This window comes from Rhizobium sp. C1, from assembly GCF_021026335.1.
Classification (GTDB): Bacteria; Pseudomonadota; Alphaproteobacteria; order Rhizobiales; family Rhizobiaceae; genus Ensifer_A.
This window is the reverse complement of sequence record NZ_JAJNCY010000001.1, coordinates 108,335-127,885: the sequence shown is the minus strand read 5'-3', so window position 1 is coordinate 127,885 and position 19,551 is coordinate 108,335. Positions and strand designations below refer to the sequence as shown.

Genomic DNA, 19,551 nt, shown 5'->3' with positions numbered 1-19,551 from the left:
TCGGACGTTAAAGCGCCGCGCCGCCGATCCGGGCCTCCACCTCGCGCCACAGCGCCTCGACGATCTTCGGATCGACCCCGCGCGACGGAACGAGAACGAATTCGACGGCCTCCAGCGCGGGAAGCTGCGGCACCTCCACCTCGACCAGCCCCGCCGGCGCCATGGCGACCGGCTGGACCAGCACACCCATGCCCGCGGCAGCCGCGGCCGTCAGCCCGCTCAGGCTGTTGCAGGTGCAGACGATCCGCCAGGCAAAGCCCGCTTTTTGCAGCGCCTCGATGGCGACGCGTCGCGTGATGCTGGGTTGCGGATAGGTGATGAGCGGAATCGCGGCCCCGCTTTCAAGCTGGAGGTGCCGGTCGCGGCCGAGCCAGGTGAGCGGCTCGCGCTGCAGAAAGCGTCCCCGCGCCTCATCCTTCAGCCGCTTGGCGAGCACGAGATCGAGATCGCCCTTCGCCTGCGCCTCGTAAAGCACACCACTCAGATCGACCGTCAGCTCCAGATCGACCAGCGGATGCTGGCGGATGAAGCTTTCCAGCACCGAAGTCAGCCGCGAGGTGACGAAATCCTCAGATATCCCGAGCCGCAGCCGGCCGCGCAGCCGCGTCTGGTTGAACAGCGCCGAAACCTTGCCGTTGATTTCCAGCATGTCGCGCGCATGGCTGATTAGCGCCTCCCCGTCAGGCGTCAGACGCACGGCATGGGTCGTCCGCCAGATCAGCTTGCGCCCCAGATGCTCCTCAAGCCGCTGAATATGCTGGCTGACCGTCGATTGGCTCAAGCCCAGCCGCGTGGCCGCACCGGTGAAACTGCCGGCCTGTTGAAGCGCGACAAAGGTCGCCACATGCTGGAGATTGAGCATTTATTGCGAAATCCGATAACTGTTAGCGTTTTCATTATGATCCGTGATGAAATAAACTGCAAGCCAGCTCACGTCCCGGATTGATCCCATGAAACGCTTCCTGCCCGACACCTTCACCATCCTCCTCGTTTGCACCGTGGCCTTTGCGTCGCAGGTGCCGATCTACGGCCAGCCGGCAGAATGGTTCTCGACGGCGACGAAGATTGCGATTGCGGCACTCTTCTTCCTGCACGGCGCCCGGCTGTCGCGGGATGTGGTGATTGCAGGCCTCCTGCACTGGCGGCTGCATCTGATGATCGTGCTGGTGACTTTCGGCTTCTTTCCGCTGGTCGGTTTCGGTCTGAGTTACGCGCTGAAGGGCGTTCTCTCGCCGACGCTCTTCATCGGTGTGCTCTATCTCTGCACCCTGCCCTCGACCGTCCAATCCTCGATCGCCTTCACCTCCATGGCCGGCGGCAATGTGCCGGCGGCGATCTGCGCGGCCTCGGCCTCCAACATTTTCGGCATGTTCCTCACGCCGCTGCTCTGCGGCCTGATCCTCTCGGCCGGTGGTCATGGCGGCGTGTCGCTGGATGCGATGCTGCAGATCTTCACGCAGCTTCTGCTCCCCTTCATCGCCGGCCAATTGCTGCAGCCCTGGATCGGCAACTGGGTGCGCGCGCACAAGAAAATCCTCATGCCGATCGACCGGGGCTCGATCCTGATGGTTGTCTATGGCGCCTTCAGCGAGGCGATCGTCGAAGGCATCTTCCACAATTTCGATCTCGCGGATCTCGGCCTCATCGTCGTCATCGACGCGGCACTTCTCGCCGTCATGCTCGTCATCACCATGTTCGGCAGCCGCAAGCTCGGTTTCTCGCGCGAGGACGAGATCGCCATAACCTTCTGCGGATCGAAGAAGAGCCTGGCTTCAGGCGTGCCGATGGCCAACGCCATCTTCGCCGGCCAGGCGGTGGGGGCGATCGTCCTGCCGATCATGATCTTCCATCAGATCCAGCTGATGACTTGCGCGGTGATTGCCCAGCGTTATGCCGCCAAGGCCCCGAAGGAGGCGCTCGCCGCGGCGGAATAGAACCGCTTAGTCCGCCCGCCAGTGCATTTCGCCCCGGATCAGATCGTGGGCGCCTTCCATCAGCGGAACGACGAGGATACGGCCGGGGTCAGTCGGCCCCGGAAACTGCAACGCGTTATAGGCGACCTTCTCGAAGCCAAGCGGCATGTAATAGGGTGGATCGCCAACCAGGATCACGCCCTGCGAGCCCTTGCGCCGCGCCGCATCGACGGCAATCCGCACCAGCTCGCGTCCAATGCCGATATTCTTGTGTGAAGGCCTGACCGCGAGCGGTCCGAGAAGATGGCCCTTCAGCTGACCGGCAAAAACGGGCGTCATGCGCACGGAGGCGATGACCTCTCCATTGTCGATCGCGACATAGGACAGCGACCGGTCATGCGGCCCCTGCTCGCGGATGCGCTGCGACGATTTCGTATAGCGTCCGGGACCGAAAGCCTCGTCATTGATGAACTCAATGACGTTATCATGCGTTGCATCTTCGGTGAGATACAGGAAGTCGTGCTTTTTCATGGGATAGAATCAACCGCAACGGAACAGACATGGAAAACCGGTCGCGCCTTTCAGCGCGTTCAAATCGATCTTCAGCGTCGTCGCGGGTTTCTTCCGAACATGTTGGCCTTCCTGTTGTAAAAAATGCCGATAGCAGGAAATTTTCAAAACGCAAACCGAAAAACACAGTGTTCATTGAATTCGCGGTACTCCTGTCATCCAGCGCGGACTATGTTTGCGACAAAGGAGAACATCCATGGGCATGCTGATCGAAGGCGTCTGGCACGATGTCTGGTACGACACCAAGGAAACGCGCGGCCATTTCAAGCGGCAGGAATCGCGCTTCCGAAATTACGTGACCGCAGACGGCAGTGCCGGCCCGAGCGGCGAAGGCGGCTTCAAGGCGCAAGCCGGTCGCTACCATCTCTACGTCTCGCTCGCCTGCCCCTGGGCGCACCGCACGCTCATCTTCCGCAAGCTGAAGAAGCTGGAAGACCTCATCAGCGTCTCCATCGTCGATCCCTACATGCTGGAAAACGGCTGGGAATTCAAAGGCCGCAACGGCGGCACGAAGGACGACCTCTTCGGCTCGGATTATCTCTGGCAGGTCTACACCCGCGCCGATCCGAATTACTCAGGTCGCGTTACCGTGCCGGTTCTCTGGGACAGAGAGAAGAACACGATCGTTTCCAACGAAAGCGCCGAAATCATCCGTATGTTCAACACGGCCTTCAACGAGCTGACCGGTTCGACGGAGGATTTCTATCCGGAAGACCTGCGCCAGGAGATCGATGCGCTGAATGCGGAGATCTACGACAAGGTCAATAACGGCGTCTACAAGTGCGGCTTCGCGACCACGCAGGAAGCGTATGAGAGCCATATCGGCCCGCTGTTCGACATGCTGGACACGCTGGAAGCGCGTCTTTCGAAGGGCCGCTATCTCTTCGGCGACCGCATGACGGAGGCCGACTGGCGCCTCTTCACCACGCTCGTCCGCTTCGACCCCGTCTATGTCGGCCATTTCAAATGCAACATCCGCCGCATCGCCGACTACCCGAGCCTTCAAGCCTATCTGAAAGACCTCTACCAGCATCCCGGCATCGCCGAAACGGTCGACTTCTACCACATCAAGCACCACTATTATGGCAGCCACCACACGATCAACCCGACCGGCATCGTACCGAGCGGCCCGGTCATGGATCTGACGAGCCCGCACGGACGGGGTTAAAACATAACATTGCAACTCACCGTCACGTGTCGTATATTAAACGACACGTGACAAAGGATGGGACGCGATGAATACGCGCGAAACGGTCGGCAAAGTCAGCGAAGCAATCGATGTTGCAACCCTCTTCGGTGGCGAAAAGGGTCTCAAGCACGATGTTTCGAGCCCGATTGCAGTCCATGAACTGATCCTCACGGGCATTCCCGGCGCGGCACTCGAACGGCTGGTCAAGCAGTTGCCGGCCATCGCCTACGACAGCGACGCCTTTGAAAAAGCCTTCGGCATGAGCGAGCGCACCTATCAGCGCCACAAGGCCGACAAGACAAAGGTGTTGAGCCCGGAGCAAAGCTCGCGCACCTGGAATTTCGCCCGCCTTCTAGCCAAGGCTGCCGCTGTTCTCGGTTCGCAGGCCGAAGCGGAAGCGTGGATGCTGCAACCGGCACTCGGTCTTGAAGGCCGCCGTCCGATCGATCTTCTCGCAACAGCCGCCGGCAGCGACCTGGTGCGCGAATATCTCGAGCGGCTGGACTATGGTGTCTATGCATGATGCCGCTTCCCGGCCCGCTCGGTTCGGGAAAGATCATCGGCTGGCGGCTGGATCACAAGCGTTTCGCGGAGACGTGGGATAGCGGCGAAGGCGCCTTCCTCGTGGGCGGGCGCTGGAACAGCAAAGGCAGCCGCGTAGTTTATGCCGCGCTCGATCCCTCGACGGCCATTCTCGAAGTTGCAGTTCACAAGGGCTTCAAGGCGCTGGATACCGTGCCGCATGTGTTGACTGCCTTTGAAATTCTCGATCAGGCGGATCTGAAGACGGTTTTGCCTTCCGACGTGCCGAACGCGAACTGGCTGCGCCCGGCCATCCCCAGCGCGGGCCAGCAACAATTCGGCGACGTCCTCGCCCGGGATCACCTCTTCGTCGCCATCCCGAGCGCAGTGTCTTCCATGGCATGGAACGTCGTCTTCAATCCGCAAAGGGCTGCCGGTCGCTACAGGCTGATCGAGCAATCCGATTTCGCCCTCGATCCTCGTTTGCATCCGCCAGCATAATTGTCACCAGACCTGCATCACCTCGTCCTCGCCGGAGATCTCCCTGAGGCGTTGGCGGGTGGATTGGGTCGTGCCTTCCGGCAGGGCGTCGAGGGCGAAGAAGCCGGTCTCGGCGATCTCCTTGTCGGCGACTTTCGGGGTCTGGCAGCGTACGTCGCGGCAGACATAGAGCAGCACATGGTCGCGATTGGTGATGCGGCTGTTGAAATAGACGCTGAAGAGCTGGGGCGCCGCGCCCAGCGTCACATTGCCCTCTTCAAGCAATTCGCGCTCCAGCGATTCCAGCGCCGTTTCATCCACCTCGACCCCGCCGCCGGGAAACTGCCAGCCGGGCACGTAGGTATGACGCACCAGAAACACTCTGCCCTTGTCGTCGAAGGCGGCCGCGCGTACGCCCAGCGTCAACCCGCGCTTCATGCGGAACCAGAGATGCAGAACCTGCAGCAGCGGCTTGCGGATGGGCCCGAGCGCGCCCGGATCGCGGGGTTGTTTCATCTGATCACTCTCCGAATCCATAGCGGCAAGCGATTTTGACGCAAGCCGCCCGACCTGCTAACCAGAACCCATGTTCAGGCTTGCCCACATTTCCGACATCCATCTCGGCCCCTTGCCGGATGTGCCGATCCGCGACCTCTTGTCGAAACGGATCACCGGTTATGTGAACTGGCATCGCAATCGACGCAAGCACCTCTTCGGCAATACGCTGGAATTATTGCTGGAAGAGATGAAGACGCATGCGCCCGATCACGTCGCCGTCACCGGCGACCTCGTCAATCTCGCAACCGAGGTCGAGATCTGCAACGCAGCGCTCTGGCTCTCCGGTGTCGGCAAGCCGACGGATGTCTCGGTCGTGCCGGGCAACCATGACGCCTACGTGCCGGGTGCTGCCGGCCGCGCCGCAGCCGCCTGGAACGACTATATGGCCGGCGACGCCGACGTGCTCTCGCAGGCGCGCCAGTTCCCCTATGTGCGGCGACGCGGACCAATCGCCATTGTCGGCTGCTCGACGGCGGTCGCCACCCCACCCTTCTCGGCGAACGGCTATTTCAGCGGCGGACAGGCACGGCGTACACTCGAACTCCTGCGCCAGCTCGGCGATGAGGGCCTTGCGCGCGTGGTCCTCATCCACCATCCGCCGATCAAGGGTGCAGCCGCCAACCACAAGCGCATGGTCGGCATCCGCCGCTTCGGTGCGGTGATGCGCGAGGCGGGTGCCGAACTTGTTCTCCACGGCCACACCCATCTCAATACGCGCTACACGCTCGCCGGCCGCGATGGCCCCGTGCCTGTCATCTGCATCGCCTCCGCCTCGCAATCGCCGGGGGGAAGGAAGCCGCCTGCCGGCTTCAACCTCTTCGACATCGACGGAGAGCCGGGCCGCTGGACAATCCAGCACAAGCGCTTTGCGCTGAACGACGATGCAAGGACATTCGGCATGAGCGTCGACGAGGTGCTTTAAGCTAGCTCAATCTAGCGTCCGCCGGAAACGCATCAGCGCCAGAGCCATGTAGAGCAGGATGAAGCCCGCGAGGATCATGATTTCGAAGGACACGGCATTCCAGTCCGCCCCCTTGAGCATGATGGCACGCACGATGCGCAGGAAATGCGTGATCGGGAAGATCTCGCCGAGATACTGCGCCCAGAGCGGCATGCCGCCGAAGGGGAACATGAAGCCGGACAGCAGGATCGACGGCAGGAAGAAGAAGAAGGTGAGCTGCATCGCCTGCATCTGCGTTCGGGCAATGGTCGAGAATGTGTAGCCGAGGATAACCAGCGCGAAGACGAAAATGAGGATGGCAAAGAGCAGCAGCGTCAGCGAGCCGACGAAGGGCACGCCGAAGAGCAGCTTCGCAGCTGTGAGCACCACAACCACCTGTACCGAGCCGACGCAGAGATAGGGCAGAACCTTGCCCAGCATGATCTCGATGGGGCTGGCCGGCATGGCGAGCAGGTTTTCCATCGTGCCGCGCTCGATTTCCCGCGTCAGCGCCATCGCCGTCATCATCATCATCGTCATCTGCAGGATGACGCCGAGCAGGCCCGGCAAGATGTTATATTGCGTGATGCCTTCGGGATTGTAGCGCTTGTGGACGATGACCTGCAGCGAATTGGCCGCCGCTTCTGCCGCCTCCGCCTGCTTGCCCTGTTCGCGCAGCAGCGCCTGCGAAGTCACGGTCGAGAGCGTCGAGATGGCGCCCGACGCAACCGCCGGGTCCGTCGCATCCGCCTCGATGAGGATCTGCGGATTGTCGTTGCGCTCGACGCGCGTTGCGAAATCCGAAGGGATCGTCACGACGAAGGAAACCTTGCCCGAGGCAATCATCGCCTCTGCCTCGTCCGCCGTCGCGCCCACCTTGACGAAGCGATAGTAGTTGGTGAGCTCCAGCGCCGACACCATCGCGCGGACATATTGATCCGTGCCCGAGCTGACGAGCACGGCGGGCAGATATTTCGGATCGCTGTTGATCGCATAGCCGAACAGCACGAGCTGCATCAGCGGCACGCCGAGCATCATGCCGAAGGTGATGCGGTCGCGCCGCATCTGGATGAATTCCTTGATGAGCAGCGCTGTCAGCCGGCGAACGGAAAAGAGTGAGGCCATCATGCCATGTTGTCCTTCGAGCGCGACATGAACTGGATGAACACATCCTCAAGGCTCGTCTCACCCTCGCTCACCGTCACGCCCGGCCGGTGGCGCAGCGGCTCCAGCGCCGCACTCAAGCGCGCCTTGTCCTCACCGACGACGTGCAGGGCCGAACCGAAGGGTGCGACCTGATCGATATCCGGAGTCTTCCGCAACTCGTCCGCCAGCGCGCCGATCTCCGGTCCCTCGACCACGAAGGTCGAAAGCCCGGCATTGCGCACGACCTCCGAGACGGTGCCGCTCGCGATCAGCGAACCATAGGAGATGTAATGGATGCGGTGGCAGCGCTCCGCCTCGTCCATGTAGTGCGTCGAGACCAGAACGGTCAGCCCACGCCCCGCAAGTCGATGGATTTCATCCCAGAACTCGCGCCGCGCCTTGGGATCGACACCCGCCGTCGGCTCGTCCAGCAGCAGCAGCTTCGGATCGTGCATGATGCAGGCGGCGAGCGCGAGGCGCTGCTTCCAGCCGCCCGAAAGCGTGCCGGCCAATTGCTTGCGCCGCGCCGTCAGCCCCAGGTCCTCCAGCGTCTTGGCGACATGTTCGCCGGGAGGGCTCAATTTGTAGAGCCGCGCCACGAACATCAGGTTTTCCTCGATGGACAGGTCCTCGTAGAAGGAAAACTTCTGCGTCATGTAGCCGACTTCGTTCTTGATCTTCAGGCTTTCGGTGTTGAGGTCGTAGCCTAGCACCCGCCCCGAGCCGCCGTCAGGCGTGAGCAGCCCGCACATGATGCGGATCGTCGTCGTCTTGCCGGAACCGTTCGGGCCCAGAAAGCCGACGATCTCGCCCTGCGCCACGCTCATCGTCACATTGTTGACGACCGTCTTGCCGCTATAGGTCTTGGTGAGCCCCGAGACTTCGATCGCGTTGGTCATGAAGCGCCCGCCCCTTGCGCATCGGCGAGCCGGACATCGACGATCTGCCCCGGTTTCAGGCCATCCGCCGAACCCTCGGGCTGTGCTTCGATCATGTAGACGAGCTTCTGCCGGTTCTCGAGCGAATAGATGACCGGCGGCGTGAACTCAGGCCCGTCCGCGATATAGCTCACCCGCGCCTTGATGCCGGCCTCGCAGCCATCGCAATTGACGGCCAGCGTCGACCCGACCTTCAGCCGCGACACATCCTTTTCCGGGATATAGATGCGCAGCTTCACCGCCCCGTCCGGCAGCACGGACAGCACCGGCTGCGACGGTCCCGCCACCTCGCCCTGCCGGCGGATGATGTCCTGCACGATGCCATCGGCAGGGGCTACAAGATTGCGCTTGCCGAGCTTCCATTTGGCCTGATCGAGCGAGGCTTCCGCCTGCTTCACCGCATCTTTCGCCGCGTCGATCTCCTGTTGCCGGGCGGGCAGTTGCGCGACGGCGAGATTGGCATTGGCCTGCGCCACGGCGGCGGTTGCCAGATCGAGTGCGGTCTTGGCCTTGTCGTAATCCGATTGCGGCGCGATGCCGCGCTTCAGCAGATCGGATTGTCGGTCGAAGGTGCGTTTCGCATCTTCGGCTTGCGCCTGCGCCGAGACGAGATTGGCCTGGATCACCGCCACCTCTTCCGGCCGGCGCCCCTCCTGCAGATTGGCAAGCTGTGCACGGGCCTGACCAAGGGCGGCCGTCGCGAGCTGCGCCGCAATCTCCGCATCCTGCGTTTCCATGGCCGCCAGCGACGCCCCTGCCCTCACCCGATCGCCGCGTCGGACAGCGATCGTCTCCACCCGCGCCACATCCAGCGGCGCCATCAGCACATAATCGCCCTCGACATAGCCCGTGGCGAGCGGCGCGCCGGCGCCGCAGGAGGCGATCAGCCCGCTGATCAGCGGCAGCGCGCAGAGAAAGCCTGCCATGACATCACCCCTTTCGATGGACTGCGATCAGCCCCTTGAGATTGGTCTTGAAGACGGCGACGAGTTCGTCCGCCTCCGCCTGCCCGATATCGTCCCAGTCCATGCGCTTCAGCACGATGGGCCGCGCGATGCGGAAATAGAGAACCTGGCCCAGCAGCGAGAACACCGCTGCCTTCACCAGGCTGCTTTCCGGATCTTGACCCGTTGCAACACCGAAGAGGCCGCAAAGCCGCATATGCGCCCGCGAAATCAGCGTGTCGTAGATGTAATCGACGACTTCGCCCGGCTGCATGATCTCGCGCAACATGAAGGCCGCATAAGTGCCGGCCTCGCGCGACGAAACGAGAAAGCGCGCGAAGCGCTCGATGGCGCCCTCCATCATGGCGATGGCCATCGCAGGATCGCTTGGGAGCGGAGCGGCGATCGCCGGTGCGGCAACGTGGACGATCCGCTCCGCCACGAATTGCGCGCAGGCGAGCCTCAAGCCCGGCTTTCCGCCGAAGTGATAGGCTATCGAGCCGATATTCGCCTCCGCCGCATCAGCAATCTGCCGCGTCGAGACCGCGTCGTAGCCATGGGTGCCGAAAAGCTTCAGCCCCGCCTCGATCAGCGCTGCCCGCGTCGCCTCGCCACCTGATTTTGTCTGCTTGACCATGAGAAACTCCTACATCACAATTTTAATCAATCGATTGATTAAAATAAAGCTCGCGAACATTTGATCATACTTGATTGTCCCTAAATCCGGGGACATGCTGATTTGGCTGTGGAAGCGGAGTCGAAGGACGGCGCTGACCTGATCAATCTGGAGAGAGAACCATGACCCTGCCCAACTTCAAGATGCTCGCCGCCACGCTGGCGATTGCCGTTGCCATGCCCGCCGCCGCCTTTGCCGTCGGCTCCGAAACCGACCAGACCAAGCCGCCGGCCAAGACCGAGACCTCGACCAAGTGCAAGGACGGCGAGGTCTGGGACAAGGACAAGAAAAAATGCGTGAACCCGAAGAAGTCGAGCCTCGACGACGACACGCTTTACCAGGCCGCCCGCGAACTCGCCTATGCCGGCCAGTATCGCAATGCGCTGAAGGTTCTCTCGGCCATGAAGAACCAGGATGAGCCGCGTGTGCTGAATTACAAGGGCTATGCCAACCGCAAGGCCGGCAACATGAAGCTCGGCATGAACTACTACCGGCAGGCGCTCGCCAAGGATCCGAACTTCATTCTCGCCCGCTCCTATATGGGCATGGCCTATGTGGAACAGGGCAATGTCAAGGAAGCCAACAAGCAGCTCCTAGAAATCCGCGAGCGCGGCGGCAGCAACACCTGGGCCTATACGGCGCTGAAGCAGACGATCGCGTCGAAGACCCGTTACTGAGACAGACGGCCCGGCTTTGAAGGTCGAGCCGTTTGAACCACAATGGCAAGAAAAGGCCGGCGGCGCGTCATGCGCCGCCTCGCTTAACCTCAGTTGACGCGCAAGCCGTCTGCTCGGCGATCAGGGCCGCAACGTTGGCCGGACACTCATCGAGCAGCATGTGGCCCATGCCGGGAATGCGAAGCTTGATGTAGTGCTCCGGCAGACGGTCCATCTGGTGGGAGGGCAGGATGGCGTCGTCATCGCCCCAGATCACCGCGACCGGCATCTTGAGCGTTTCCAGAAGCTCGAGCGGCAGTACGCCTTGCGCTTTCACCGGCGAGGACTGCTCGGTGAACATCGCGTCGTAGATCTCCTCCAGCGCCTCGATAGCGCCGGGGCGCTCGCGATCCATGGCCATGCTTTCGAGGACATCCGGGGGAAGCTCGACGCCGGGCGCGGTCATGATGCGCAGCGCATCGGCCAGTTCCTCGGCGGTCAAGGCCTGAGCAAAGCGCTCCAGCGCATGTGCATTGATTTCCGGCCCCATGCCGCCGGGCGCAACCAAGGTCAGGGATTTGACCTTCGCGCTCGCGCGCATCGCGATCAGCGCCGCCACTGCGCCACCCATCGAGTGACCTGCGAGATGGAAGGCCTGAATGCCCTGCTCTTCGAGATCGGCAAGCAGGGCTTTCGCCATGCGGCCCGCCCCGCCGCGCTCTTCGGTGTGCAGCGAACGGTTATGTCCCGGCAGATCGTAGGCAATCACCGGCAGGTCTTCCGGCAACAGCGGGACGACCGGGTCCCAGGCGGCGGCGCTGCCGCCAAAACCGTGGATCAGCACCAGGGGCGGACGAGCGCTCGGATCACCGGAAACTTCCGAAAACAAGGTCATGCGTCATCCTCTGCTGCTGTACTGTCGATTGCGCGAGTTTGGCAGTTCCGCATCCGGTCGTCCATGGCGCAAATCCAAGAAGCCCGTTCAGCCCGCGAGCAGAGCCACACTCGCCAGCGTCGCCAGCAGCGCCGGAACCATGACGACAAAGCCGATTGTCAGGAAGCGCCAGAAGCCGACTTCGATGCCTTCCCGCCGCAGCGCGTTGATCCAGAGGATCGTGGCCAGCGAACCGGTAATCGAAAGGTTCGGCCCGAGATCAATGCCGATCAGCACGGCTGCCGAAATCGCCGGCGAGGCGTGCGCCGTGTTGACAACGCTGCCGGCCACCAGTCCGGCCGGCAGGTTGTTGACGATATTGGCGATGAGCCCGGTCGCAATCCCTGCCCCCATGACCGTGGTCTTCGGATCGCTCGCGGCATAGGCGTTGAGCGTCGCCGCCAGCGAATGGATCATGCCCGTCTGCCCCAGCGCCTCGACGACGACAAAGAGGCCGGCGACCAGCGGCAGCACACTCCACGAAATCTCCTTCATGTAGCCAACCGGATTTTCGCGGTTGAAGAGGCTGACGAGCGCCAGCGTGGCAAAACCGGCAATGAAGGTCGGCCAGCCGAGATCGAAATCCAGCGCCGAGGCAATCAGAAGCGCGACGGCCGTCACGATGAGCCCGAGGCCGGCGATCTTCGCTCCATGACTGAGATGGACGGCTTCGACCTCCGTGGAGATGTTGTCCTGTGCGATCGCCTTGCGCTGCGTCATGTAAAGCGCAGCGAAGGTCACGACGATGGAGACCACCGAGGGCAGCGCAAACATCGAAAACCAGGTGCCCAGCGCCGGCATGTGCCCACCGCTGAAGATGACGAGGTTGGCCGGGTTGGAGATTGGCAGCACGAAACTGGCCGCATTCGCGATGAAGGCGCAGATCAGCATGTAGGGGAACGGATCGCGCACCTTCGCGGCCTTGCAGGCCGCATAGACGGCCGGCGTCAGCACGACGGCGGTCGCATCGTTGGACATGAAGACCGTGACCAGTACGCCGACGAGATAGATCAGCACAAAGAGTCGGCGCGGCGAACCCTGGGCGTGTCCCGTTGCAATCGCCGCCAGCCAGTCGAAGAGCCCTTCCTTGCGCGCAATGTCGGAGATCAGCATCATGCCGATGAGGAAGAGATAGACATCGAGCCCCTTGGCGACGCCCGCATAGGCGCTGCGCCAGGCAATCAGCCCGCAAAGGACCAGCACGGCCGCAGCCAGCACAGCCCAGACGGCCTCCGGCCATCGGAACGGCCGCACGAGAAGGCCAAGCGCAGTGAGCGCGGCAATCGCAACGATTGCCAGTGAGGAGGGATCGTTCAGGATCATGTCAGACGTCGTTCCAGGCTGGAATTTCGGCGGGAAGCGCGATCGGCAGGCAAGCTTCGGTCGCGGCAGGCTCTACCACAGGCTCCGATTCCAAAAAAGAAGCTATGCGGTGCCGGAACAATTCGGAGATGGCCGCATTGTTCCGCCGTTGGACGCTGCCCGCAAAATTTCAGAACGACGTTTCCCGCCCCCTCCTGATCCCTCGATGGTGACGTCGGCGCGCGGGCAGCGTCCAACGTCAAGCCTCCGCGCCGAAACGCGGGTGCTCCGTAAATTGTAATGGTGCCGGAACAAATTGCCCACGGAAGCATTGCTAGGGCGATTTCAATGACGAAAGCTGCAGTTCATGGCGACCGCCCCGGCACCCCCCCGCCCGTTCGACCGTTCCATCTTCGCCCTAGCCGCCCTCAACTTCTTCCTCGCTGATGCGCGCGACGGCCTCGGTCCCTTTCTGGACGGCTTTCTGGCGACCAATGGCTGGAACCCCTTCACGCTCGGCATGATCGCCACGATCGGCGGTGTGCTGGGAATGATCGCAACGCCGCTGTTCGGCGCGCTGGTGGACGCCTCGAACTACAAGCGCACGCTGATCATCCTGCCAGTCATCTTCGTCACCGCCGCGGCCCTCTGGACGCTCGCCAGCCCTGACAATTATTCGGTCTTCGGCGGACAATCAGCGACAGCCATTGTCGGCGCGGTTGTCGGCCCGGCGCTGATGGGCCTCACCCTCGGGCTCGTGGGCGAGCAGCGCTTCTCCACCCAGGTCTCGCGCAATGAATTCTGGAACCACGCCGGCAACGTCTTTTCGCTCGCCGCCATCTATTTCGGCACCGTCTTCTTCGGCATGGCCGGCATCGTCTATCTGATGATCGCAACTGCGATTGCAACCATCATCGCGGTTCTCGCCATCGACCCTGAGCGGATTGACAACAAGGTCGCGCGCGGCCTCGCGCATGACGAGGGCGAGACCGGTCCTTCGGGCTTCAGCGTGCTGTTCGAACGCAAGGGCCTGCTGGCGCTCGCCGTCGTGCTGATGATCTTCCATTTCGGCAATGCCCCGATCAGCCGGCTGATCGCGCAGAGCTTCTCGATCCAGCTCGGAACCCCCTTCCGCACGACCGCCATCACCACAGGCGTTTCCCAGCTTTCGATGATCGTGATGGCTCTGGCCGCCCCCTTTCTCATCCGCCGCTTCGGGCTCGCCAGCGTGATCCTCATCGGCCTCATCGCCCTGCCGGTGCGCGGCGCGATTGCGGGCGCCTTCACCTCCTTCGGCTCGATCTATCCGGTGCAGATCCTCGACGGCGTAGGCGCCGGCCTGATCGGCATCGCCACGGCCATCGCCGTTGAGCGCATTCTCTCCGGCACAGGCCGGTTCAATGTCGGATTGGCGGTCGTCGGGACGATCCAGGGCATCGGCGCCTCAACGAGCAATATCGTGGCCGGCTGGCTGACCGATCTCGGCGGCTACAAGCTCGCCTACTGGTTCCACGGCGGCATTGCCTTCATCGCGGTCATCGTCTTCTTCATCTGGCGGCACGACATAGCACCGCCCCGGCCGGGAGATGGCGAACGCGCCGCCGAGCCGGAACCCGCGCCCGCTATCCCTTGAGCCTGCCGCTCAGTCGGGCAACAGGCCGGAAATCACGAGCCCCAGCGCCGTTACCAGTGCACCAACCCAGATGGTCACGCCAACCCAGCCGTGACCGATCAGGCCTTCCAGCAGAATGATGAAGGACGGCGTGAGATAGCCATAGGACAGCGTCTTGGAGGCCGGCAGGCGCATCGAGGCATATTGCAGAAGCATGAAGGTCACGGCGGTCGTCGCCACAGCCAGATAGAGCACCGCGACCCAGACCTCCGCCGGAAAGGCAGTGAGGTCCGTATGGATCAGCGCGGGAATGCCGGGGATCATCAGCCACGCACCTGTCGCCGCCACCGCCCAGAAACCGACAAAGATCGGCGGCTCGCCGCGACTGAACAGCCTGAGCAGCGGCGCATAGGCCGCATGACACACGATGCCGATGAAATAGATCGCCTCGCCGCGCCCGACGTCAAAGCCGAGAATGGCGTTGATGTCGCCGCGGAAGATCACCCACACGGAACCGATGGCGGCGACGACGAGGCTCAGCAGAACCGGTGGCTTGGTATGCTGACGCATGAGAAACCAGGCAAATCCGGCCGAGATCAGCGGCATGAGCGTGAACACCGCCCCCGTGGCCACCGGCGAGGTAAATTCCAGCGCCGTGAACATCGTGAACATGTAGACCGCCATGAGAAGCCCGAGCACCACATAGCGCCAAGGCTCCTTCGGGATCGTGAGCTTCACCTTCATGATTTGCGTGGCAACCACCCACATGACCGCGACGGAGAGAATGTAGCGCAGCGCATTGATTGCCGCCGCCGAAGCATATTTCGCCGCAATGCCGCCCAGCGAAAACGATCCGGAGATCATAAGCGCAAAACACAGCATCGCCAGATGCGCCATCCACTTCTCGCGGCCGGTGGCATGAGCGTTATGGGCGGTCTTGATCTCGGACATGCGGGGACTCTGGCATTGGCATTCACGAATGCCCTGAGCTTTCCACGATGCCGGCGGCAATTCCAACAGATATTGTTGAGACCACAGCACTTTTGTTGATTGAAGCCTCTGCCCGGCGCCTGAACCTCAGCCCGCGCAAAATATTCGCCAGTCCCGCGAATCCTTTTGGGCCCTCCCCGCCTCTTTACCGGCAAGACGATCCGTCTTGTCTGACGAAGGAGGGTTTACATGGCATTCTACCGCAATAACATCGGACGCGTACAACAGGTGGTGCGCATCGTGGCCGGAGCGACTTTCGTGGTTATCGGGCCGCTCATGTTGGCGGCCCCGTGGAACTGGCTGGCAGCGGCAGCCGGGATCGGCATGGTGCTCACCGGCTTCATCGGCTGGTGCCCGGCCTGCGCCGTCGCAGGGATCGGCAAGGGGGAAAGATCATGACTGCGGGCGCGATCCCTCACGAGACCTTCGAGGCAGCGCAGCGTGGCGACCAGGCAGCTATCCTGAAGCTACTGGAGAAAACCCAGCCCGATATCCGCCGCTATGCCCGCGCCTCATGCCGCACGTCCTCCGATGTCGATGATGCGACGCAGGAAGTGCTATGGCTCCTCTCTCGCCATATCGGCGCGATCCGCGCCTTCGCAGCACTTTCCGGTTGGCTGTTCAAGGTGGTGCAGCGCACCTGCATGAAGCTCGCCCGCGATGTCGGCCTGATCGCCCGGGACGATGATGCTCTCGAGCGGGTGCTCGCCGCCCGGCAGGAGAGCGAATTGCGCCTCGACCTCGCCGCCGCGTTCGAGGCGCTGCCGCAGTCCTATCGCGAGGTCGCCGTCATGCGCGACCTGCACGAGATGACGATCGACGAGATAGCCGCAGCGCTTGGCCTATCCCGGCAGGCCGTGAAGGCAAGGCTGCACCGCGCCCGCCTGCTGCTGCGCGAATATCTGGCGAGGTGAGATCGTGACCGCCTATCAGAAACCGCAAGACCTTCTGACCGTCCCGCATCTGGCAAGCCTTGCCCCGACAGAGGCCAAGGCCTTCCTCGCCTTCAACCATGCCTGCGAACGCGACGACGGCGAGATCCCGCGCAAGTATCGCGAACTGATTTCGCTCGCCGTGGCGCTCACCACGCAATGCGCCTACTGCCTCGACGTCCACTCGAAGGCCGCAGCGAAGGCAGGAGCGAGTGCCGAAGAACTCGCCGAAACCGCCATGATCGCCGCCGCCGTCCGCGCCGGCGGGACATTGGGCCATGCGCTCATGGCGTTGAGGTTGTTCGAGGGGCAGACAGAGTAGCGCAATAGAGGCAACCGCGACGGCGGCTCTCCCTCCCCCTTGTGGGGAGGGTTGGGGAGGGGCCTTTTTTTTGCCGCGAACTTCGGCGGTCTTGGCAAAGTCCCCCTCTGGCTGCCGCCATCTCCCCCACAAGGGGGGAGGCGGATGCGGTAACCGCCTGCCCACTTCGGCATATAGACATGACAAAAAAGAAGGCCCCCGTTTCCGGAGGCCTCGCTGTTCTCTCAATCCGATTTCTTCACTCCGCGGCGACCTTCGCCATCGGATTGTTCGGATGCGTCGTCCAGTTGGCATACTCGGCAGACACGACCTTGCCGGTGCGCTTGTCGATTTCGCCGGGCTGCTTTTCGACCATGGTGATGCAGCTTTCGACCGGGCAGACATCGATGCAGAGGTTGCAGGCGACACATTCCTCTTCGATGACCTCGAAGTGGCGCACGCCGTTGACCATGTTGGTGATCGCCTGGTGCGAGGTGTCCTCGCAGGCGATGTGACAGCGGCCGCACTTGATGCAGGCGTCTTGGTCGATATGCGCCTTGGCGATATAGTTGAGGTTCAAGTACTGCCAGTCGGTGACGTTCGGCACGGCCTTGCCACGGAAGTCGTCGAGCGTGGCATAGCCCTTCTCGTCCATCCACGCTTCAAGCCCGGTGATCATTTCCTGCACGATCTTGAAGCCGTAGGTCATGGCCGCCGTGCAGACCTGCACATTGCCGGCCCCGAGCATCAGGAATTCCGCCGCATCGCGCCATGTCGTGACGCCGCCGATGCCGGAGATCGGCAGACCGTAGGTTTCCGAATCGCGGGCGATCTCGGCGACCATGTTGAGCGCGATCGGCTTCACCGCCGGGCCGCAATAGCCGCCATGCGTGCCCTTGCCGTCGATGGACGGCGTCGGCGAACAGGTGTCGAGGTCGACGCCGGTGATCGAATTGATCGTGTTGATCAGCGACACGGCATCCGTGCCGCCGTTCTTCGCCGCGCGCGCCGGACGGCGCACATCGGTGACGTTCGGCGTCAGCTTGGTGATGACCGGCATGCGCGTATACTGCTTGCACCAGCGCACGACCATCTCGACATATTCCGGCACCTGACCGACGGCGGCGCCCATGCCGCGCTCGGACATGCCGTGGGGACAGCCGAAGTTGAGTTCGATGCCATCGGCCTCGGTCTCTTCGACCAGCGGCAGGATCGCCTTCCAGGCCTCCTCCTCGCAAGGCACCATGATCGAGGCGATCAGCGCCCGGTCGCGCCACTTCTTCTTCACAGCCTTCATTTCCTGAAGGTTGACCTGCAGCGGGCGGTCGGTGATCAGCTCGATATTGTTGAGGCCGAGAAGACGACGGTCCGCGCCCCAGATCGCGCCATAGCGCGGGCCGTTGACGTTGACGACCGGCGGACCTTCCTCGCCCAGCGTCTTCCAGACCACGCCACCCCAGCCGGCGGCATAGGCGCGCTCGACATTATAGGCCTTGTCGGTCGGCGGCGCGGAGGCGAGCCAAAACGGGTTGGGCGATTTGATGCCGACGAAATTATTGCGGATATCAGCCATTTTGAATTCCCCTTCCCGCGCTTCAGGCCAGAGCCTTGATGATGGACATGGCCGCATCGCGGCCCATGGCGACGGCGGAGACGGTCAGGTCCTCGCCACCGGTTGCGCAGTCGCCGCCGGCCCAGACACCGGCAACGGAGGTACGGCCCTCTTCGTCAATGACGATCTTGCCCTTCTCAATCCTGATCGTGTCGAGACCGGCAATGTCGAGCGTCTGGCCAATGGCGGTGAGGATCTGGTCGCAGGCGATATCCACCGTATGGCCGGTTTCCTTGAGAAGGCCGTTTTCGAGATGGGTATAGGCCATGGTGATGCCGGTGACATGGCCGCTGTGGCTGAGCACCGCCTTGGGCGCCAGCCAGTGGCGGATCAGCACGCCCTTGGAGGCGGCCAGTTCCTGCTCGTAGAGCGAGGCATTCATATGCTCCTGGCCGCGCCGGTAGCACATCGTCACCTCTTCGGCGCCGAGCAGTTTGGCCTGAACAGCGGCATCCACTGCCGTCATGCCGCCGCCGATGACGACGACGCGGCGGCCGACCGGCACATCGCTCTTCGTTTCGGCCTGGCGCAGGTTGGCGATGAACTCGACCGCATCGACCACGCCGAATTCATGTGTGCCCTCAACGGTCAGCGCATTGACGCCGCCAAGGCCGATGCCGAGGAAGACTGCGTCGTGCTTGGCCTTAAGGTCTGCCAGCGTGAAATCGCGACCCAGCATCTCACCGTCCAGCACGTCGATACCGCCAACGGAGAGGATATAGTCGGCCTCCTTCTGGGCGATATCGTCCGTCGCCTTGTAGGTGGCGATGCCATATTCGTTGAGGCCGCCGGCCTTTTCGCGATGGTCATAGACCATGACATTGAAGCCATGCATGGCCAGCCGATGCGCTGCCGCAAGACCCGCAGGACCTGCCCCGACGACGCCAACCGATTTCCCGTTGGACGCCGGGCGGGTGTAGAACTGCTTGCCCGCGCCCATCGCCTTGTCGGTCGCGTAACGCTGCAACCGGCCGATCTCGACCGGGCGCTCCTCGGCCGTGTTGCGCACACAGGCCTGCTCGCACAGCGTTTCGGTGGGACAGACGCGGGCGCACATGCCGCCCATGATGTTCTGGTCGAAAATCGTCTTGGCAGCACCGATGGCGTTCCCCGTCGAAATCTGACGGATGAATAAAGGCACATCGATGGAGGTGGGACAGGCCGTCATGCACGGCGCGTCATAACAGAAATAACAGCGGTCCGAGGCAACCAGCGCTTCGTGGTCCGAAAAGACCGGATGCAGCTCGGAAAAATTCTTCTCGTATTCGGCAGGCGAAAGCCGGCCAGCATGGATCCCAGGTTCCAGTCGTCCCATGTTGTTCCCCTATGTGTAACG

The 19,551-nt window shown here is 62.5% G+C and carries 22 protein-coding genes; 10 read left to right on the top strand and 12 right to left on the bottom strand.

Going from position 1 to position 19,551, the window contains the following annotated elements; genetic code table 11:
• Positions 1-7 precede the first annotated feature (7 nt).
• On the bottom strand, positions 8-862 hold the full coding sequence (locus LQK83_RS00600; protein WP_230835354.1) for a LysR family transcriptional regulator: 855 nt from the start codon (positions 860-862) through the stop codon (positions 8-10).
• 88 nt (positions 863-950) lie between these two features.
• Between LQK83_RS00600 and LQK83_RS00595 the strand changes: the two genes are divergently transcribed.
• The gene (locus LQK83_RS00595) at positions 951-1,934 is read left to right on the top strand and encodes a bile acid:sodium symporter family protein (protein ID WP_230835353.1); all 984 of its coding nucleotides are present in this window, start codon (positions 951-953) and stop codon (positions 1,932-1,934) included.
• Positions 1,935-1,940: 6 nt separating this feature from the next.
• On the opposite strand, the gene LQK83_RS00590 is transcribed toward LQK83_RS00595, so the two are convergent.
• Complete coding sequence (locus tag LQK83_RS00590) at positions 1,941-2,444, bottom strand: GNAT family N-acetyltransferase (protein ID WP_230835352.1); 504 nt, start codon at positions 2,442-2,444, stop codon at positions 1,941-1,943.
• A gap of 235 nt (positions 2,445-2,679) precedes the next feature.
• Between LQK83_RS00590 and LQK83_RS00585 the strand changes: the two genes are divergently transcribed.
• The 3 genes from LQK83_RS00585 to LQK83_RS00575 all read left to right on the top strand — a co-directional run bounded on the left by LQK83_RS00585 (position 2,680) and on the right by LQK83_RS00575 (position 4,695).
• The gene (locus LQK83_RS00585) at positions 2,680-3,651 is read left to right on the top strand and encodes a glutathione S-transferase family protein (protein WP_230835351.1); all 972 of its coding nucleotides are present in this window, start codon (positions 2,680-2,682) and stop codon (positions 3,649-3,651) included.
• Positions 3,652-3,718: 67 nt separating this feature from the next.
• On the top strand, positions 3,719-4,195 hold the full coding sequence (gene parS / locus LQK83_RS00580) for a type II RES/Xre toxin-antitoxin system antitoxin (RefSeq protein WP_230835350.1): 477 nt from the start codon (positions 3,719-3,721) through the stop codon (positions 4,193-4,195).
• Positions 4,192-4,695 (top strand): RES family NAD+ phosphorylase, encoded by a 504-nt coding sequence (locus tag LQK83_RS00575; protein WP_230835349.1) that lies wholly within the window; start codon positions 4,192-4,194, stop codon positions 4,693-4,695. The genes parS and LQK83_RS00575 overlap by 4 nt, the downstream gene beginning before the upstream one ends.
• Positions 4,696-4,698: 3 nt before the next feature.
• Here the strand turns inward: LQK83_RS00575 and LQK83_RS00570 are convergent, their stop codons facing one another.
• Entirely contained in the window at positions 4,699-5,190 is a 492-nt protein-coding gene (locus LQK83_RS00570; protein WP_230835348.1) for an NUDIX domain-containing protein, read from the bottom strand.
• Positions 5,191-5,260: 70 nt separating this feature from the next.
• On the opposite strand from LQK83_RS00570, the gene LQK83_RS00565 reads away from it, so the two are divergent.
• A complete protein-coding gene (locus LQK83_RS00565) occupies positions 5,261-6,154 on the top strand; it encodes a metallophosphoesterase family protein (protein ID WP_230835347.1) in 894 nt (297 codons plus the stop codon).
• A gap of 6 nt (positions 6,155-6,160) precedes the next feature.
• On the opposite strand, the gene LQK83_RS00560 is transcribed toward LQK83_RS00565, so the two are convergent.
• The 4 genes from LQK83_RS00560 to LQK83_RS00545 are packed head-to-tail and all read right to left on the bottom strand — an operon-like array spanning position 6,161 to position 9,837.
• Positions 6,161-7,297 (bottom strand): ABC transporter permease, encoded by a 1,137-nt coding sequence (locus tag LQK83_RS00560; RefSeq protein ID WP_230836238.1) that lies wholly within the window; start codon positions 7,295-7,297, stop codon positions 6,161-6,163.
• Positions 7,297-8,217 carry an ABC transporter ATP-binding protein gene (locus tag LQK83_RS00555; protein ID WP_230835346.1) on the bottom strand — a complete coding sequence of 307 codons (921 nt, stop codon included), beginning with the start codon at positions 8,215-8,217 and terminating at the stop codon, positions 7,297-7,299. The genes LQK83_RS00560 and LQK83_RS00555 overlap by 1 nt, the downstream gene beginning before the upstream one ends.
• The gene (locus tag LQK83_RS00550; protein WP_230835345.1) at positions 8,214-9,182 is read right to left on the bottom strand and encodes an HlyD family secretion protein; all 969 of its coding nucleotides are present in this window, start codon (positions 9,180-9,182) and stop codon (positions 8,214-8,216) included. The genes LQK83_RS00555 and LQK83_RS00550 overlap by 4 nt, the downstream gene beginning before the upstream one ends.
• Positions 9,183-9,186: 4 nt before the next feature.
• The gene (locus LQK83_RS00545; RefSeq protein WP_230835344.1) at positions 9,187-9,837 is read right to left on the bottom strand and encodes a CerR family C-terminal domain-containing protein; all 651 of its coding nucleotides are present in this window, start codon (positions 9,835-9,837) and stop codon (positions 9,187-9,189) included.
• A gap of 161 nt (positions 9,838-9,998) precedes the next feature.
• Here LQK83_RS00545 and LQK83_RS00540 point away from each other — a divergent pair, with 161 nt between their 5' ends.
• The gene (locus tag LQK83_RS00540; RefSeq protein WP_442966672.1) at positions 9,999-10,553 is read left to right on the top strand and encodes a tetratricopeptide repeat protein; all 555 of its coding nucleotides are present in this window, start codon (positions 9,999-10,001) and stop codon (positions 10,551-10,553) included.
• A 67-nt stretch (positions 10,554-10,620) separates the two neighbouring features.
• Here LQK83_RS00540 and LQK83_RS00535 read toward each other — a convergent pair whose 3' ends face one another.
• Positions 10,621-11,427, bottom strand: coding sequence for an alpha/beta fold hydrolase (locus LQK83_RS00535; RefSeq protein ID WP_230835343.1), 807 nt, complete (start codon positions 11,425-11,427; stop codon positions 10,621-10,623).
• 87 nt (positions 11,428-11,514) lie between these two features.
• Entirely contained in the window at positions 11,515-12,789 is a 1,275-nt protein-coding gene (locus LQK83_RS00530; protein ID WP_230835342.1) for an arsenic transporter, read from the bottom strand.
• 346 nt (positions 12,790-13,135) lie between these two features.
• On the opposite strand from LQK83_RS00530, the gene LQK83_RS00525 reads away from it, so the two are divergent.
• On the top strand, positions 13,136-14,401 hold the full coding sequence (locus LQK83_RS00525; protein WP_230835341.1) for an MFS transporter: 1,266 nt from the start codon (positions 13,136-13,138) through the stop codon (positions 14,399-14,401).
• Between the two features lie 9 nt (positions 14,402-14,410).
• Here the strand turns inward: LQK83_RS00525 and LQK83_RS00520 are convergent, their stop codons facing one another.
• Entirely contained in the window at positions 14,411-15,331 is a 921-nt protein-coding gene (locus tag LQK83_RS00520; RefSeq protein WP_230835340.1) for a DMT family transporter, read from the bottom strand.
• Positions 15,332-15,559: 228 nt separating this feature from the next.
• Here LQK83_RS00520 and LQK83_RS00515 point away from each other — a divergent pair, with 228 nt between their 5' ends.
• Genes LQK83_RS00515 through LQK83_RS00505 form a run of 3 tightly spaced genes read left to right on the top strand, consistent with a single transcriptional unit; the run spans position 15,560 to position 16,624 of the window.
• On the top strand, positions 15,560-15,769 hold the full coding sequence (locus LQK83_RS00515; RefSeq protein WP_230835339.1) for a YgaP family membrane protein: 210 nt from the start codon (positions 15,560-15,562) through the stop codon (positions 15,767-15,769).
• Positions 15,766-16,284: an RNA polymerase sigma factor gene (locus LQK83_RS00510; protein WP_230835338.1), complete on the top strand. Its 519-nt coding sequence runs from the start codon at positions 15,766-15,768 to the stop codon at positions 16,282-16,284. The genes LQK83_RS00515 and LQK83_RS00510 overlap by 4 nt, the downstream gene beginning before the upstream one ends.
• 4 nt (positions 16,285-16,288) lie before the next feature.
• Complete coding sequence (locus tag LQK83_RS00505; RefSeq protein ID WP_230835337.1) at positions 16,289-16,624, top strand: carboxymuconolactone decarboxylase family protein; 336 nt, start codon at positions 16,289-16,291, stop codon at positions 16,622-16,624.
• A gap of 238 nt (positions 16,625-16,862) precedes the next feature.
• Here LQK83_RS00505 and preA read toward each other — a convergent pair whose 3' ends face one another.
• The gene (preA, locus tag LQK83_RS00500; protein WP_230835336.1) at positions 16,863-18,176 is read right to left on the bottom strand and encodes an NAD-dependent dihydropyrimidine dehydrogenase subunit PreA; all 1,314 of its coding nucleotides are present in this window, start codon (positions 18,174-18,176) and stop codon (positions 16,863-16,865) included.
• Positions 18,177-18,198: 22 nt separating this feature from the next.
• Complete coding sequence (locus LQK83_RS00495) at positions 18,199-19,530, bottom strand: NAD(P)-dependent oxidoreductase (protein WP_230835335.1); 1,332 nt, start codon at positions 19,528-19,530, stop codon at positions 18,199-18,201.
• Between the last annotated feature and the right edge of the window lie 21 nt (positions 19,531-19,551).

Coding starts and splice junctions, on each gene's coding strand:
- LQK83_RS00600 (WP_230835354.1), bottom strand. CDS start 862: ATGCTCAATCTCCAGCATGTGGCGACCTTTGTCGCGCTTCAACAGGCC.
- LQK83_RS00595 (WP_230835353.1), top strand. CDS start 951: ATGAAACGCTTCCTGCCCGACACCTTCACCATCCTCCTCGTTTGCACC.
- LQK83_RS00590 (WP_230835352.1), bottom strand. CDS start 2,444: ATGAAAAAGCACGACTTCCTGTATCTCACCGAAGATGCAACGCATGAT.
- LQK83_RS00585 (WP_230835351.1), top strand. CDS start 2,680: ATGGGCATGCTGATCGAAGGCGTCTGGCACGATGTCTGGTACGACACC.
- parS (WP_230835350.1), top strand. CDS start 3,719: ATGAATACGCGCGAAACGGTCGGCAAAGTCAGCGAAGCAATCGATGTT.
- LQK83_RS00575 (WP_230835349.1), top strand. CDS start 4,192: ATGATGCCGCTTCCCGGCCCGCTCGGTTCGGGAAAGATCATCGGCTGG.
- LQK83_RS00570 (WP_230835348.1), bottom strand. CDS start 5,190: ATGAAACAACCCCGCGATCCGGGCGCGCTCGGGCCCATCCGCAAGCCG.
- LQK83_RS00565 (WP_230835347.1), top strand. CDS start 5,261: ATGTTCAGGCTTGCCCACATTTCCGACATCCATCTCGGCCCCTTGCCG.
- LQK83_RS00560 (WP_230836238.1), bottom strand. CDS start 7,297: ATGGCCTCACTCTTTTCCGTTCGCCGGCTGACAGCGCTGCTCATCAAG.
- LQK83_RS00555 (WP_230835346.1), bottom strand. CDS start 8,217: ATGACCAACGCGATCGAAGTCTCGGGGCTCACCAAGACCTATAGCGGC.
- LQK83_RS00550 (WP_230835345.1), bottom strand. CDS start 9,182: ATGGCAGGCTTTCTCTGCGCGCTGCCGCTGATCAGCGGGCTGATCGCC.
- LQK83_RS00545 (WP_230835344.1), bottom strand. CDS start 9,837: ATGGTCAAGCAGACAAAATCAGGTGGCGAGGCGACGCGGGCAGCGCTG.
- LQK83_RS00540 (WP_442966672.1), top strand. CDS start 9,999: ATGACCCTGCCCAACTTCAAGATGCTCGCCGCCACGCTGGCGATTGCC.
- LQK83_RS00535 (WP_230835343.1), bottom strand. CDS start 11,427: ATGACCTTGTTTTCGGAAGTTTCCGGTGATCCGAGCGCTCGTCCGCCC.
- LQK83_RS00530 (WP_230835342.1), bottom strand. CDS start 12,789: ATGATCCTGAACGATCCCTCCTCACTGGCAATCGTTGCGATTGCCGCG.
- LQK83_RS00525 (WP_230835341.1), top strand. CDS start 13,136: ATGGCGACCGCCCCGGCACCCCCCCGCCCGTTCGACCGTTCCATCTTC.
- LQK83_RS00520 (WP_230835340.1), bottom strand. CDS start 15,331: ATGTCCGAGATCAAGACCGCCCATAACGCTCATGCCACCGGCCGCGAG.
- LQK83_RS00515 (WP_230835339.1), top strand. CDS start 15,560: ATGGCATTCTACCGCAATAACATCGGACGCGTACAACAGGTGGTGCGC.
- LQK83_RS00510 (WP_230835338.1), top strand. CDS start 15,766: ATGACTGCGGGCGCGATCCCTCACGAGACCTTCGAGGCAGCGCAGCGT.
- preA (WP_230835336.1), bottom strand. CDS start 18,176: ATGGCTGATATCCGCAATAATTTCGTCGGCATCAAATCGCCCAACCCG.
- LQK83_RS00495 (WP_230835335.1), bottom strand. CDS start 19,530: ATGGGACGACTGGAACCTGGGATCCATGCTGGCCGGCTTTCGCCTGCC.